Source organism: Sinomicrobium pectinilyticum (assembly GCF_003725735.1).
GTDB lineage: Bacteria > Bacteroidota > Bacteroidia > Flavobacteriales > Flavobacteriaceae > Sinomicrobium > Sinomicrobium pectinilyticum.
The window spans coordinates 1-14,507 of the sequence record NZ_RJTM01000126.1 but is presented as its reverse complement, the minus strand read 5'-3'; the positions used below and the strand labels follow the sequence as shown (position 1 = coordinate 14,507).

General features: G+C 43.2%; 17 protein-coding genes and 1 tRNA gene. 8 read left to right on the top strand and 10 right to left on the bottom strand.

All coding sequences use genetic code 11. The annotated features are described in order from the left end of the window. Positions 1-44: 44 nt before the first annotated feature. Together ED312_RS18810 and ED312_RS18805 are read left to right on the top strand one after the other, a co-directional pair. The gene (locus tag ED312_RS18810) at positions 45-992 is read left to right on the top strand and encodes an NAD-dependent epimerase/dehydratase family protein (protein WP_123217577.1); all 948 of its coding nucleotides are present in this window, start codon (positions 45-47) and stop codon (positions 990-992) included. Between the two features lie 48 nt (positions 993-1,040). Then, entirely contained in the window at positions 1,041-1,463 is a 423-nt protein-coding gene (locus ED312_RS18805) for a hypothetical protein (RefSeq protein ID WP_123217576.1), read from the top strand. 6 nt (positions 1,464-1,469) lie between these two features. Here ED312_RS18805 and ED312_RS18800 read toward each other — a convergent pair whose 3' ends face one another. The 7 genes from ED312_RS18800 to ED312_RS18775 form a co-directional block, all read right to left on the bottom strand. Next, entirely contained in the window at positions 1,470-1,859 is a 390-nt protein-coding gene (locus ED312_RS18800) for a hypothetical protein (RefSeq protein WP_148044327.1), read from the bottom strand. 203 nt (positions 1,860-2,062) lie between these two features. After that, positions 2,063-2,461: a GreA/GreB family elongation factor gene (locus ED312_RS18795; RefSeq protein WP_123217574.1), complete on the bottom strand. Its 399-nt coding sequence runs from the start codon at positions 2,459-2,461 to the stop codon at positions 2,063-2,065. Positions 2,462-2,517: 56 nt separating this feature from the next. Then, a complete protein-coding gene (locus ED312_RS18790) occupies positions 2,518-3,816 on the bottom strand; it encodes a Glu/Leu/Phe/Val family dehydrogenase (protein WP_123217573.1) in 1,299 nt (432 codons plus the stop codon). Between the two features lie 34 nt (positions 3,817-3,850). Then, a complete protein-coding gene (locus ED312_RS23870) occupies positions 3,851-3,997 on the bottom strand; it encodes a hypothetical protein (RefSeq protein ID WP_170164557.1) in 147 nt (48 codons plus the stop codon). A 385-nt stretch (positions 3,998-4,382) separates the two neighbouring features. Further along, positions 4,383-5,714, bottom strand: coding sequence for a sigma-54-dependent transcriptional regulator (locus ED312_RS18785; protein WP_123217572.1), 1,332 nt, complete (start codon positions 5,712-5,714; stop codon positions 4,383-4,385). A 2-nt stretch (positions 5,715-5,716) separates the two neighbouring features. Continuing rightward, positions 5,717-6,829, bottom strand: coding sequence for a sensor histidine kinase (locus ED312_RS18780; protein ID WP_317125693.1), 1,113 nt, complete (start codon positions 6,827-6,829; stop codon positions 5,717-5,719). Positions 6,830-6,917: 88 nt separating this feature from the next. Then, entirely contained in the window at positions 6,918-7,286 is a 369-nt protein-coding gene (locus ED312_RS18775; protein WP_123217570.1) for a winged helix-turn-helix transcriptional regulator, read from the bottom strand. A gap of 407 nt (positions 7,287-7,693) precedes the next feature. On the opposite strand from ED312_RS18775, the gene ED312_RS18770 reads away from it, so the two are divergent. After that, the gene (locus tag ED312_RS18770; RefSeq protein ID WP_123217569.1) at positions 7,694-8,581 is read left to right on the top strand and encodes an NAD(P)-dependent oxidoreductase; all 888 of its coding nucleotides are present in this window, start codon (positions 7,694-7,696) and stop codon (positions 8,579-8,581) included. 284 nt (positions 8,582-8,865) lie between these two features. Here ED312_RS18770 and ED312_RS18765 read toward each other — a convergent pair whose 3' ends face one another. Continuing rightward, positions 8,866-9,843, bottom strand: coding sequence for a GlxA family transcriptional regulator (locus ED312_RS18765; RefSeq protein ID WP_123217568.1), 978 nt, complete (start codon positions 9,841-9,843; stop codon positions 8,866-8,868). Between the two features lie 141 nt (positions 9,844-9,984). Between ED312_RS18765 and ED312_RS18760 the strand changes: the two genes are divergently transcribed. Genes ED312_RS18760 through ED312_RS18740 form a run of 5 tightly spaced genes read left to right on the top strand, consistent with a single transcriptional unit; the run spans position 9,985 to position 12,067 of the window. Further along, a complete protein-coding gene (locus tag ED312_RS18760; RefSeq protein ID WP_123217567.1) occupies positions 9,985-10,416 on the top strand; it encodes an SRPBCC family protein in 432 nt (143 codons plus the stop codon). Positions 10,417-10,428: 12 nt separating this feature from the next. After that, positions 10,429-10,803, top strand: a complete 375-nt coding sequence (locus ED312_RS18755; RefSeq protein WP_123217566.1) for a DoxX family protein — start codon at positions 10,429-10,431, stop codon at positions 10,801-10,803. After that, positions 10,796-11,176 carry an iron chaperone gene (locus ED312_RS18750; protein WP_123217565.1) on the top strand — a complete coding sequence of 127 codons (381 nt, stop codon included), beginning with the start codon at positions 10,796-10,798 and terminating at the stop codon, positions 11,174-11,176. The genes ED312_RS18755 and ED312_RS18750 overlap by 8 nt, the downstream gene beginning before the upstream one ends. A 30-nt stretch (positions 11,177-11,206) precedes the next feature. Then, positions 11,207-11,656 (top strand): SRPBCC family protein, encoded by a 450-nt coding sequence (locus ED312_RS18745; protein ID WP_123217564.1) that lies wholly within the window; start codon positions 11,207-11,209, stop codon positions 11,654-11,656. Positions 11,657-11,665: 9 nt separating this feature from the next. Then, positions 11,666-12,067 carry a VOC family protein gene (locus ED312_RS18740; RefSeq protein WP_123217563.1) on the top strand — a complete coding sequence of 134 codons (402 nt, stop codon included), beginning with the start codon at positions 11,666-11,668 and terminating at the stop codon, positions 12,065-12,067. Between the two features lie 320 nt (positions 12,068-12,387). On the opposite strand, the gene ED312_RS18735 is transcribed toward ED312_RS18740, so the two are convergent. Both ED312_RS18735 and ED312_RS18730 read right to left on the bottom strand, forming a co-directional pair. Beyond that, positions 12,388-13,443, bottom strand: coding sequence for a linear amide C-N hydrolase (locus ED312_RS18735; RefSeq protein ID WP_123217562.1), 1,056 nt, complete (start codon positions 13,441-13,443; stop codon positions 12,388-12,390). 447 nt (positions 13,444-13,890) lie between these two features. After that, positions 13,891-13,962 (bottom strand) — tRNA-Arg (locus tag ED312_RS18730). Positions 13,963-14,507: the final 545 nt, after the last annotated feature.

Genomic DNA, 14,507 nt, shown 5'->3' with positions numbered 1-14,507 from the left:
TTGGCTAAATATTATCTTTGGCCTGAAACTTAATTTCGATTTTTATGACTCCGAAAATCCTGATTATAGGTGCATGCGGACAGATCGGTTCCGAATTAACCCTGGCTCTCAGAGCATTATACGGCAACGAACAGGTTATTGCAAGTGATATACGCGAAGGAAATGAAGAACTGATGCGATCCGGATCTTTTGAGATTCTCGATGCCACGGACAAAAACACCATAACATCATGTGTTCGAAAACATAAAATAACGGATGTGTATCTGATGGCTGCTATGCTCTCCGCTACGGCAGAAAAATATCCGGACAAAGCATGGGACCTGAACATGAATTCCCTTTTTCATGTGCTGGACCTCGCGCGTGACAAAGAGATCCGAAAGGTCTTCTGGCCCAGTTCCATCGCTGTTTTCGGGCCTTCCACGCCTAAACGGGACACCCCGCAACAAACGGTAATGGAACCCTCTACGGTGTATGGTATCAGTAAACTTTCGGGGGAACGCTGGTGTGAATATTATTTCAAGAATTACGGCGTGGATGTGAGAAGCATACGCTATCCGGGGCTTATCAGCTGGAAAACCAGTCCCGGAGGGGGAACGACGGATTACGCCATTGAGATTTACCACAAGGCATTACAGCAAGGCACCTACGAATGCTTCCTGGGTAAGGACACCGTACTTCCCATGATGTATATGGAAGATGCCATAAGAGCCACGATCTCCATCATGCAGGCCGATGCGCAATCTATCCGGGTAAGGTCTTCTTACAACCTTGCCGCCATCAGCTTTGATCCGGAAGAAATGGCAGAAACCATAAAGGAGCACATTCCGGATTTCACAATCAGCTATGCGCCGGATTTCCGTCAGAAAATTGCAGATACCTGGCCTCAAAGCATCGATGACTCCAGCGCAAGGGAAGACTGGGGCTGGAAAGCCCGGTACGACCTTAAGACCATAACTGCGGATATGCTGTCCAACCTGCAGAGCCTGGTATAACATAAAAAGACATTAGCCCTGTAACCCACTTAACCTAAACCGCTAAAAATGATAGTTAAAGAAAAGAAAAGGATTCGCCCGCTGATCGGCGTATTGCTTTTCATCATCTCTATAGTATTATTTATTACCACCTGTCCCATAGGATTATTATACGGGCTTTTTCACACCGCCATACGCAATTCCCTGCGGGGCATCGGGGAATATGCCTTAAAAATGGCCATTTCTATAGATCAGTTGGGGAATGTGGTCATGCAGCACATTCTCAACCTGCTGATCATAAAAAAGGGAGGGTACAAATTTGGTAACAGGGACGAAACTATTTCCAGTGCCATAGGAAAGAATATTCAACTCGGCACCCTTTCCGGTTTCGGAAGGCTTATAGATAAAATCCTGGATTTCATAGATCCCGACCATTCACTGAATTCTATTGACTACCATATAGAGCCCGGGGAAAAAGCATATAAACAATAACGAAACTTACTCTCCCCTGCCCTTCAGGAGCCTGGCAAACACTTTGGATTTTAAAGCTTCGTATTTCCGAAGATGTTCTATATAGGTGTTCCTGTTCTTCTCGTGGTTATTCAGGTAAAAAGCATCGCATTCCATGTTGTCGCATTCCAGGGCGTTGACCATACTGTTCTCATAACGGCAGAGTGCGGCCATCTGTAACGTATTTTCCCTGCGTATGGCATAGAGTGCGCGGGACAACAGGTCGTTTCCGGGAGTCCTGCTTTCCAGCGGTATAAGATATTCTATCTCACGGCTTATAAACTCCAGATGCTCCAGCCAGTTACCTACCTCAGCCTTGTCTTTTTTCTTCATGATTAGCCTGTCGTCTTCATGTATATGAAAGGGTCTTGAATACATAGATATTAATTTTAAGCCGTTGTCCGCCAAAAACCAAAACCGTACCCCGGGGAGCATTCCGCTTTGCCTTACTCCCCGTCGCTGATACGGAACGACGGGGACAAATACGAATTTTCCATGTTCACTCTTTGCGGCAAGAAAAGGGTTTTTCCCCGGGTTACGGTTATGACTGTCAGCAAATATTCTGATGCACAACGGGCATATTAGGTGTTTTTTTCCTGTTCTACTTCCATAATGGTAAGCGACCTCGGGCCGGCAGGGAACTCCCACATAAGGGAGTCTCCCGCAGCATATCCCATTACGGCCGCTCCCATAGGCGTAAGTATGGAAATTTTGTCTTTCTTGATATCGCTGTCATTGGGCAATACCAGTTGAAAACGTTTCTTCCATCCCCCTTGGGACGTTACGGAAACATAAGAATTGAAGCGAATAACATCGTCCGGCATCTGATCTTCGTCGCAGACACGCGCGGAAAGAAGCTCATCTCTCAGGTGTTTTACTGAACTTTTAAAAACGTTGTCTCCGTAATATCCGGACAATTGCAGCAGTTGTTTTAGCAACACATACTCTCTCTTTTCAATAATCAGGTTTTCGTATTTCATGTCATATGGTTAAATAATCACATCTTTTCCGGCAAGGGCTATTTCCGTACGGAAGGTTATGGGAATATCCCCCTTTGCCTGTATGCCTGCTCCAGCCGTTCGATGGCAATCATGAAAGCGGCGGTACGCATATCTGTTTTCTTGTCGTCGGTAACTTTCATTACCCTGTTAAAGGACTCCCCGAGCTTTTTCCGGAGTTTTTCCATAACTTCTTCGAGTTGCCATATTTCCCCGTTGCGGTTTTGCAGCCATTCGAAATAACTGCCGATTACCCCTCCGGAATTACAAAGGATATCCGGAATTATAGCCACTCCTTTTTCCAGTAGGATCTTTTCCGCCGCCACATCCGTCGGGCCGTTCGCTCCTTCCGCAATAACCAGTGCCTTTATATCTCCCGCGTTTTTAGCTGTTATCTGGTTTCCCAAAGCTGCCGGGATACATATATCACAGTCCAGCGCAAAAAACGCTTCATTATTCAAAGGTCCGGCATCCGGAAAACCTGCAACGGCATGGCCATTAGCGGCCATGTACCCGGATAGTTTCTCCACCGGAATACCGTCCCTGTTAACAATACTTCCGGAAGCATCCTGCACCGCGATAAGCAAGGCACCTTCTTCTTCCAGAAAACGTGAGGCCCAGTAACCTACGTTACCAAATCCCTGAACGATAAACCTGCGGCCCTTCAGGTCAATATTATTATGTTCGGCCCAGAGTTTTACGCACAGGTACACACCATACCCGGTAGCCCTGTCCCTTCCTTCGGACCCTCCGGCTCCGACCGGTTTTCCCGTTACCACGTGTAAATTGGTGGATCTCTCATTCGGGGATTTTGTGGACATATAGGTATCCAGTATCCAGGCCATGGTTTGCGGATTAGTATTGACATCCGGCGCGGGGATATCGAGCTCGGGACCTATATTATCTCCCAGCGCATAGGTAAATCTCCTAGTAATGCGCTCCAGTTCCGCTGCCGAGTATCGTGAAGGATCGATCTGAATCCCGCCTTTGGCACCTCCGAAAGGCAATCCCGCCAGAGAAGTTTTCCAGGTCATCCACATGGCCAATGCCCGGGCGGCATCAAGATCTACCGTAGGATGATACCTCAACCCTCCTTTATACGGCCCGAGGGCATTGTTGTGCTGCACCCGGTAACCGGTAAAGACCTCCACATTCCCGTCGTCCATCTTAACCGGAAAATGGACCACCAGTTCGTTGTTGGTGATCCCCAGTATCTTTCGTATATCCGGGTCCAGGCCGATAATATCGGATGCATTATTAAATTGCCGGAGGACATTTTCCAGCATCCCCTGTTTCCCTGTTTTCTGTCTCTTTTCTTTTTCCTCTTGTGCTATCATTGTGTTAGTGTGTAATTATGGATTGATACATCTGTTAAACATACCTGAGTTTTCTGGTCTTTTTTCGCGCCGGGGCATGGTCGTACTCACTGCATGAAGTCACCAGAGACTTGTTCGCGGTGAGCACACACGTAGCCAGGTACCTGCAGGTAGAGCAAATGCTTTTACCGTATTTTTCCATTTTGTCAGTGTTTAAGTTATTACCGGTAGGGCAAGAGGTATGCCGTAAAAAGCCTCTACATCCACTTACAATCATAAACAACTGAAAAACAATCTATTGATTAAGACACAAACACCGGAAGTAAAAAGTATGGCGGGGAATATTTCCCGGGGAGAGGAAAATATCCTCGCTATACTAAAGAAGATGAAATATGAAGTTATGCCCGGCTTCATCGGGCAGACACAATTTTTTTAGCCGGAAGTCCGGGGGATTACCATCCGGTTATCCTGTTTGTCCCGGTTCCTTTTTTGTGACGAAGGCGCTGTACTCATCCCGGTAATTTCAATAACTCCCGGGACCGGGCCTATAGAAGGTTTCACCGGGAAACAGCGACGGCCCCTCCAGTTTATTGCAACTTGCTCCGCAGGGTTTTGCGGTCTATACCTAGGATTTCGGACGCTTTGGTTTTATTGTCACCAACAGCCCTGAGTACCTTTCGGATATACTGTTTTTCCATTTCCGACAGGGACACGAAAGTATCTTCGGGAAAATCAATATTATATTTCAGACTATCGGGAATATCCTTCAGTTCAATACGGCTATCGCACATAATCACCGCTCTCTGGACAATATTTTCCAGCTCCCTTATATTGCCCGGCCAGTCGTACCTTAGTAAAATTTCCATGGCTTCGGGTGTGATCGAAAGCAATCGGTCTTTGTACTCCACTCCATATTTTCGTATGTATTTTTCCGCCAGGAGCGGAATATCCGATTTCCGCTTCCGAAGCGGCGGAACATCAATTTCCACTACGGTCAGCCTGTAATACAGGTCTTCCCGGAACTTTTTCTGACGAACGAGTTCCCGCAGATCGCTATTCGTTGCGGCAATGACCCTCAGTTCCATTTTCTGTGATTTTCGGGAGCCCACACGCGTCACTTCCTTTTCCTGTAACACACGGAGTAACCCGTTTTGCACCTGAAAAGAGGCGTTTCCTATCTCATCGAGGAAAATGGTCCCCTTGTCCGCTGCCTGGAAAAATCCCATCCGGCTTTCTGCCGCCCCGGTAAACGCTCCTTTCTCATACCCGAAAAGTTCGGATTCCAGCAAACTTTCCGGGATCGCCCCGCAATTTACCGCGATAAAAGGCGCTCTCGAGAACTTACCGCTGTAATGAATGGCCCTGGCGATCAGTTCCTTTCCCGTACCGCTTTCCCCCTGTATAAGTATCGTGGCCCGGTTGTCTTTAACCCTGCCTATGATATCCTTGACCTTTTCCAGTTCGTCGGAATTGCCTATCAATTCCCCGAAAGAAGCATCGTCCGGCTTTCCGGGAGCACTTTTCTTTTGTTTCCGACCGTTCTTCTTTACGCCCTCCAGGGACTTGGTCACTGCATTGCGGAGCTCATCCCTGGTGAAAGGCTTTATCAAATAATCCACAACCCCCGATTTGCCGATATTAAGGGCATTTTTGGTAGAAATATAGCCGGTTACTACCAGTATGGGCATTTCCGGATAATGTTCGGAAGCGTACTGTATTAATTCAAAACCGTCTACACCGGGCATTTTCAGATCGGTCACCAGGAGATCCACAGGAGAATCCCTGAGGATAGAAACGGCTTCTTTAACGGAGACCGCCTTATAGGTATGATAGTCCATAGACTGCAGATGACGCTGCACCAGTTCCAGGATATGCACATCATCGTCCACTATGAGAATATTTTCCTGTCGATAACTCATATTTATTTTTTTGGAAGCTTTATTACAAATACGGTCCCTCCCTTGCTCCCCAGCCGGTGGTAAATCTGCCCTCCGTGACCGGCGATTATACCGTGAACCACACTCAATCCCAGGCCGGTACCCTCACCGGTGGGCTTGGTAGTGAAGAAAGGCTCAAAGACCTTATCTCCGATATTTTCCGGGATTCCTCTTCCCTCATCGGCAATCTCCATAGTTATATTTTTCTGACTTTCCCGGATAGCTATTACTATTTTACCTCTTACGGGAGAATAATACAGCGCGTTCATAATGAGGTTAAATAGCACCTGTGTCATCTGTATTTCGTCTACCCGTACCGCAATGTCTTTACTGCCAAAAGATACCTCATGTGTCAATTGCCGGTTCCGGAAAGTGGGTTTTAACAGTTGCAGCACATTCTCCACAACCGGCTTAAGCAGTATTTCTTTCCTGACCTGCGGGACTTCACAAGTAAAAAACATCAGTTTCTTTACTACTTCACGACAAAATATGGCGTTCTCCTTTATCTTGTTCAGATCGTCTGCCTCATCACTGTCTGTCATGCTGCTTTCCAGTAATTCCGCAAAACCGAGGATATTGGTAAGGGGGGTATTGAGTTCATGGGCAATTCCCGCTGTTATCTCCCCGAGAATATTAAGACGGTCTGCCCGCTCCATTTGTCGCTTTATCGCGAGCTCGCTTTCTCTTATGCGTTTCCTTTCCAGGAGATTTCCCACTTCCAGCCCCACGTTGTCCAGAAGCTTTTGTTCTTCTTCCAGGAAGTCGGTCACGGCGTATTTATCCGCAGGATACCCCACCTCAATAAATCCCTCTTCCCGGTTAAATATCTTTATGATTGATTTGATCGAAACCAGTTCTTCTTCACAAAGAATATCTCCCAGCAGGTACTCCCCCGTTTTTATGAGAACCCTGGTATCTTCTTCGAACAGCCATGCCTTTTTAAGGCAATGTACAATCGCTTCCAGAGAAATTTCCGGATGATCGTAATCACAGTTAACAATAATGGAAGTGATCTCGTATAAGCAGGTAAGTTCCTTTATCCGTTCCCTGAGTTTTTCTTCAACAGTTTCCATAGGCAGTTCATCGTACGTGTTCAAAAGTAAAACTTAAATTGCGGATAACTGAACTTCGGTAATTTTATCTACAGGAAAGGAAAGTATATTAAGGAAATTAAACAGTTAACTTTTACCGTATAGTGTTCTCTTCCAGAATTTCCTGCCTTTCTTTGACAAAATCGGCATGCTCCTGTCCCCACCGGTCTATTTCCGACAGCAGCGGGAGAAGGCCTTTCCCAAATTCCGTAAGCCGGTATTCGGTCTTCCTGGGGTAGATGTCTTCCGCATGCCGGTCTATTACACCGAAAAAATACAGTTCCGCCAATTGCATTTCAATGACCCTCAATGTGGAGCCCTGAATATTCTTGTGGATTTCGGCCGGGCGAACTATTCCCCGGTTAATAGCATCAATAATGCAAAGTTTCCACTTCCCCCCAAAAATTTTTAAGGCAACACGGATACCACAATCCAGGTCTTCCTCTATTTTTCTTTTATACATATATTTTGCTTTTCAATGAGGCATCAACTCCTCAATCGGTATGATGTCCTTATCAAATTAGATTTCGGCACTATTTGCCGGAAAATCAGTTTTATCCTATTCCTGACAGAAACCCGGTTTGCCCCGGTTTCTCCCTTTAGACAATACATTGAGGAAAATTCCGCGGAATCGAATTTTATCATGTGCTAATCCCGTTTCTACAATTTACATTCAAAATGCAACAGGTCCTAAAATTTCAGGTTAAGATATGAAATTATCCGTTCAATAATCGCAACACTACCCCGGCCGGGGCAAACCGGTCCGGCATAAAAAACATATTACAGCATTTTCATACCGAATCTTTTTTCGGTTATTGTCCGCATTGACCCTTTGGCGGAACTTTGTCGTGACCATAAAAAGTTAGTATCATGAGAACAGCAAAGAAAACAATAAAAAAAGTGTCCTTAATAGGTTTGGGACAAATGGGAAGAAAAATGGCCCGGATGTATATCGATGCGGGATACGAAGTCACCCTGTGGAATCGTACCCTTGAAAAGACCAGGGAATTTGAAGATGTGAATATAACAGAATCTGCACAGGACGCTATTGCCCGCAGTCCGTTTGTTATTATCTGTGTTTATGATAATTCCGCGACTCTTGATATCCTTAACAACCTGGCCGATCAAGGTGTTCTGGAAGGCAAAACCATTGTTAATTTAACTACAGGAGGCCCTGACGAAGCCCTTGAGATTGAGAAGATTGTTTCTGCTCAAAAAGGGAACTACATCAACGGAGCTATCCAGGTTGCCCCGGACCAGATGGGAAAGGAAAGCACCACCATACTCCTCTCCGGGAACAAAAAAGCCTATGACGAGCATAGATCGACGTTCGATATTTTAGGCGGAAATTTAAAATTCCTGGGAGAAAAGGCAGCCGCATCATCTGCCATGGACCTGGCTACACTTACCTGGCTCTACGGTTCTTATATCGGTTTGATATACGGGGTAAGCCTCGGTCAGAAATACGGGTTAGACCTGGAAGATTACAGCCGGATCATAGGCGAAATCACCCCCGGGTTTACCGAGTTTTTCCAATATGAAATTGATGTTATTAACCGTGGTGACTATAGTATAACACAAAGCCCTCTCCCCATCAGCATAGCTGCAACTCAACGAATTGCGGACAGTTTTAAGGAACTAAACGTTCTCCGGGAATTTCCGGAAGCCATTAAAAACATCCTTGAACAGGCAGGGGAAAAAGGCTTGGGTAATGAAGAACTGGCTGCGATTATAAAGGTAATTAACAAACAGGTATAATATTCAAAACCGTTACCTGTTTATATCCAAAACAGGTAATGGTTAATCATCCCGCAGAACTCAGACAGTTTCTGATCCTGCTTAAACTTTTTTTGATTGAAGAGAAACAAAAAACAGAATAATATTCATGGCATCCATTTTACACCGGCGACTAAACTAATGAATCCCCGCTGCATACATGAATTACGGAACCTTGTCAATGCAGGTTTGGTTTGAATGTCCGGCGGCTTGTTGAATTCCTCCGATTCCGGTGTTGTGATGGCCGGCTGTTTGTACACAATACATTACACCTCGTTCGCCACCCTTGCAAACCTGTTTCTATATTCTATTGGTGTAAGACCCGTTATCTTCCTGAACGTATCTCTGAATGCTTTTGTATCGGTATAACCTACATCGTACATTACTTCGGACACATTTTTTCGCGAAGCCTCAAAAAACTTCTTTGCGGCTTCCACTCTCACGCGTTGCATGTATTCAAGAGGGGTATTGTTTGTAGCCTCTTTAAATCGCCTCTCAAAAGTCCGGCGGCTAACACTGATGAGATTTGCCAAATCTTCAACGGTTATTTTATCCTCATAATTTTTCTCTATATAATCCTGCACTTCCTGGATAGCTGCATCACCATGATTTTTCTGTCCCCTGAAAATGGCAAATTGAGACTGGCTGTCCCTGCCTATGTCCAATGCAAAATACTTTGATATTATGATGGCAGTTTCCCTGTCCGAAAATTTTTCTACCAAATACAGGATCAGATTCCACAAACTGCTCGCCCCCCCGCTACTATAAATATTATCGTGCTCTGTGATCACCGCACCATCTTCGACCTCTACCTGCGGATATTTCTCTTTGAACTCATCAATATATGCCCAATGGGTAGAACATTTTTTCCCATTCAGCAATCCTGTTTCCGCCAATAAAAAAGCACCTATACATAAACTGGCAATGCCTGAGCCATTCAGATGAAGCTTTTTAAAATAAGGTATGGCTTCTGCATTTGCCTGTATCCCTTCGTCCATATTCCCAAAAGTCGGTGGTATAATCAGCAGGTCCGTGTGGTCAACATCACTTATCAGCCTGTCTGTTTTTATAGTATATTCACCATTATTGGCCGGTACATATTCATTTAAGCCCACATACTCCACATCAAAAACGGGTTCCTTACCAAATACCGTGAGAAATTCGTTAGCCGTGTTAAAGGTCCTGAACGCCGGTGTAACTGCCTCAATGACACCATACTGAGGAACGAAAACTGAAACTCGCATATCTTATTTTATTTAACAAGTAAATATACATATAGTTTTTTTGTCGTAATCCACCCCCAAAGTTGTCGCTATTACAACCGACAAGTTTCCAAAACCTGTAGCATCTTTGTAATGTAATTTACTAACCAAAAATACATTACAATGAAAGAACCAATAAAAATTACGGTAGAAGCAACGATTAATGCTCCCGTAGAAAAAGTATGGCAGGCCTGGAATACACCAGCCGACATTATGCAATGGAACACCCCAGATCCGAGCTGGCATTGTCCCAGTAGTGAAAACGACCTTCGTGTAAAAGGTAAGTTTAAAAACAGGATGGAAGCAAAAGACGGCAGCTTTGGTTTTGATTTTGAAGGCACCTACGATACCGTTGACTTGTATAAGAGAATAGCATACACTATGTCTGACGGCAGAACAGCAGACACATTGTTTGCCGGGAAAGACGGTAAAACCACGCTTACAACAACGTTTGATGCGGAAACCGTAAATGACCCCGAATTTCAGAAACAGGGATGGCAGGCTATCTTGAACAATTTTGCCAGGTACGTAGAATCAGCAAACAGCAACAATTAAATAACCGACCAAATGAAAAAGAACAGAATAATTTTTTGGGCGGCCACAGTGATCCTGATTCTCTGGGAAGGTGTAATGCCACTTGGCACCATGCTATTTGCGCCACAATATGTAAATGCCGGCACCAAACCTTTAGGATACCCGGATTACTTCGCGTATGCACTGATCATTTGCAAAGTGCTTGGCGTCATCGCAATTTCTTATCCCGCGCTGCCGGGCAAAGTAAAAGAATGGGCATATGCCGGCCTTACCTTTAGTTTGATCTTTGCCTTTATTAGTCACGCATATGTAGATCAGAACATCGGGTTTATGCTAATGCCGCTTGTGGTATTGGGTATTCTTGTAATTTCTTATAAGTACAATAATAAGATCCGGAATAATGGCTAAAACAAATTACCAGACGATCGATGAGTACCATCAGGCATTTGATGGTGAAGCGCTGGAAAGAATGCAAACCATCAGAAAAATTATTAATGAAGCAGTACCGGATGCAGAAGAAAGCATCAGTTATCAAATCCCCTGCTTTAAATATAACGGCTACCTGATATACTATTGTGCATTTCCCAAGCACATTACCTTATCTCATCCTTATAGTGGGACGTTTTGGGAATACTTCAGGAAAGACCTGGAAGGGTATAAGACAAGTAAAGCAGCTATCCAGATCCCGATGGATAAACCTCTCCCTGAAAAGCTGATAAAAAAAATCGTAACATTCAGGAAAGAAGAGAATGAGAAAACAGCAATGAGTAATAAGAAGTAACAGATCAATAACAAGTAAAACTTAAATAAGATGGAAAATAACACTGTTTCATTACACAGGGTATTTACGGCAAGCCCTGAAAAGATATTTCGTGCTTTTGCAGACCCGATAGCAATGGCCGGCTGGTTACCTCCCTATGGATTTTTATGTACCGTAGAGCATATGGATTTTAAAGTGGGCGGCAAGTTTAAAATGTCCTTCATTAACTTCAGTACAGGTAACGGACATTCATTTGGAGGTGAATATTTGGAGATTAAGCCTAACGCGTTTATTAAGTACAACGATAGGTTTGACAATCCTGATTTACCCGGGGAAATAACGACGACTGTTTGGCTTGATAAAGTGTCTTGCGGCACCGAGCTGAAAATAGTACAGGAGGGAATTCCTGCCGCCATACCCGCCGAGATGTGTTATTTAGGATGGCAGGAGTCCCTGGATAAAATGAAAAAATTAGTGGAACCCGAAATACCGGATGCTTAATTTAATTCTATGCTATTTCAAAAAAGCGATCAGTTAACAAGTGGACTGTTTATAACATTTTCCGGGAATTGTAAAAAAGCACTTACGTTTTACCAGGCTTGCTTTGGCGGTACGCTGCACTTTGAAACTTTTGGTCAAGAATTAAACGGCTACACAGAGATGCCTGTCATTAGCGGCTCGTTAATTTCGGATAGTATAGTGATTCACGGTTCGGATCTAGTGCACAACGAAGGAAGAAAAATCGGCAATTATCTTTCCATTTACCTGCCTTGTAAAAACGCAGACGCCAGAAAGGTTCTTGTTAAGACATTACAATCGGATAAAAAGAGCCTGTTTATTATGGACCATGAGGAGCAAAGACTTATTGAAGTTATTGATGATTTTGATGTGAGGTGGGTGCTGGGGATATAGCAATATACCCTGCAAACAGTCAGGTCGGTGATTCTAGATCCGTGTGGGATTAAAAAAGATGGGCAGAGTGTTTAAAAAGGCCTGTATCGATTGCTCCATACGAGTATCATGTTTAGACGGTTCGGTTCGGTGAGGTTATCAGCGAGCGCAGTACAAACGCAATATGTCCGGATGGACAACCCGCAGGGAAGGTAGATTAAAGCCAAACAGCAAAGTACATAGAACTGTATTTGGAACACTAACTCGTTCATTATTTATAGACTTATGCAGCACTCCCCATTGTAGCGGTTCGGGTTTTTATTTTTAGATCAATCCGTTGATTATTCTAATCCGGCAAACTTAAAGGGTTCGGCATTTTTAAAATTCATAGATGATTCCCCTGAATAGTTCTCATTATTATCTAAATTGAGTTTTCTTACTTTACCTTTTTCGCTGAAGTCAATTTTGCTAAACTCTACCCACACTACATTTGGATTCAGTACATTGTCAAAGTAGTAGACCAAATTTTTCTGATCAGCAACGGTTCTCCATCGTGTAGACGAAATGTTCGGTTCAGTCGGGGAAGATATGCCCAAGGGAACGGAACAATTTCGGATGACACTAAAAACACTTGGAATAGCAACCCTGGTATTGTCGGTTTTTGGTATTGCATCAATGTAGTAAGACGCCCTTACAAACCTATCCGTGGCTCTATTTGTCCCAGGTAACATAATTGTTCCGGGAATATCTTTCCAGTATGCGTTAATGGCGAGTTGTTCTTCAAAAACGGGCGAATTTGTCATTGTTATATATGACATATCATGGTGAATCACTAACTTTCCGTCTATATACTCGAATATTGCGTTATCGCCTGTTTTATCCGAAATCGATAAATGTACCGTGGCAAATTTGTCAGTCCCCGGAATATTTGAGGAGACAACGACAAATTCTTCCTTGCCCAATGCAACAACAGCTTCCTCTACTGTTGAAAAATTGTCCAGGACATACTGCAACCAAAGCGAAATGGAAAGACCTGGTGTGTTTTTATCTTTCTCAAATTTGGGATAATTAGACTCAACCAACCAAAGTAAATTGCCAACAAGCCCCATTTCGTTCATTCCGTCAGAAGAGGCAATATCCCAGGAGCTTGTAATGACACTTCCATATTTTGATTTCCACTTTATCGAGGTGGTACCTACCTCTCCGTTCCTTTCCATACCTCTTGGAAAAATCCAAAGATTCGCAGGAATATCATCTTTCCAATCCATTGAACGAGCGGTGATAATTGTCCCGTTAGGACCGCGGTAAACTACTCTTGTACAAGCAAAAGCCTCATTGAGAATGGAAAATGAGCATAAAAATAATGTCGTTAAGATTAACTGGATTGATTTTTTCATTTTATTTGGCTTTAAGTTTTCATGTTTTAAAGTTCTTGTTCAAACCCTGTCATTGTAAATAGTCTCTGGTTAATTTTTCCTGATCGCTAACGTGTCTGGCTATGGTTTCATTGCATGAAAATCCTAGTGCATTTTCCGCTGTAAACCGAAGACAGTAAATTTGTGAGCACTTTATTAAATAAAAGTTAGAAGAAATAAACTACAAGTTAGCAAAAATCCCTATAGGGTTGACATTAATTTTTCAGGGGGCACTTAAATTGAAGTATTCAAGGAAAAAAGCGTAACAGGAAAAACTGTTCAACCAGTTTGGGTTGAGCGATCGCGCCTTTAAAGATAAGTTCTTCCACCGGTAAAAAAAGCCTTGTTCTTTGAATCATTCTTTGAAATCAATTCAAACGTTTTCACAAATGAAGTTTTCATTGTACAATTCGGAATACAAACCGAATATGACCCCACCAAGAATCGAACTTCGATTTAAAGTTCAGAAAACTTCTATTCTATCCATTGAACTACGGGGCCATCCGTAGAACACGATTTAACAAACAATTAATTTAAAACAAAAAAGCAACCGTAAGTTGCTTTAGTCCTGCCTTGGCTCCCTCTTGGACTCTAACCTCACGATAGCTCTATCAGGATACCCCGGGGCAATTGACTTTTTAGAGTTCTTATACTCTTTTTACAAAATCGGCTTTCTTCTAAGCCAACATATTATAACCCCTATTCTGAATTTTCATTGACATTTACGGAGCTCCCCCTTCCCCGCGCTCTTTCAAAATCGATACGGGAGTTATCCAGGGAATAAATTTCTACAAATCGTCATCTCAAAAATGCCCGTTTAAAGGTCGTAATAACAGCTCAGTAGAATTTATTGACTGACCATTTCCTTTTTACCATTAATTTATAATTTTAAATTTAACTTTTAATTAAAAAAGTATTCAAATTATTGGCTTTTTATTTATCATAAACCACTAAATAACACTTAAATGTTTAACAATAAAGTAAAAAAAACAAAAAGGTTATTTTAGTTAAAATGATAAAATAAAAAAGTCTCGGAACGCCCAATC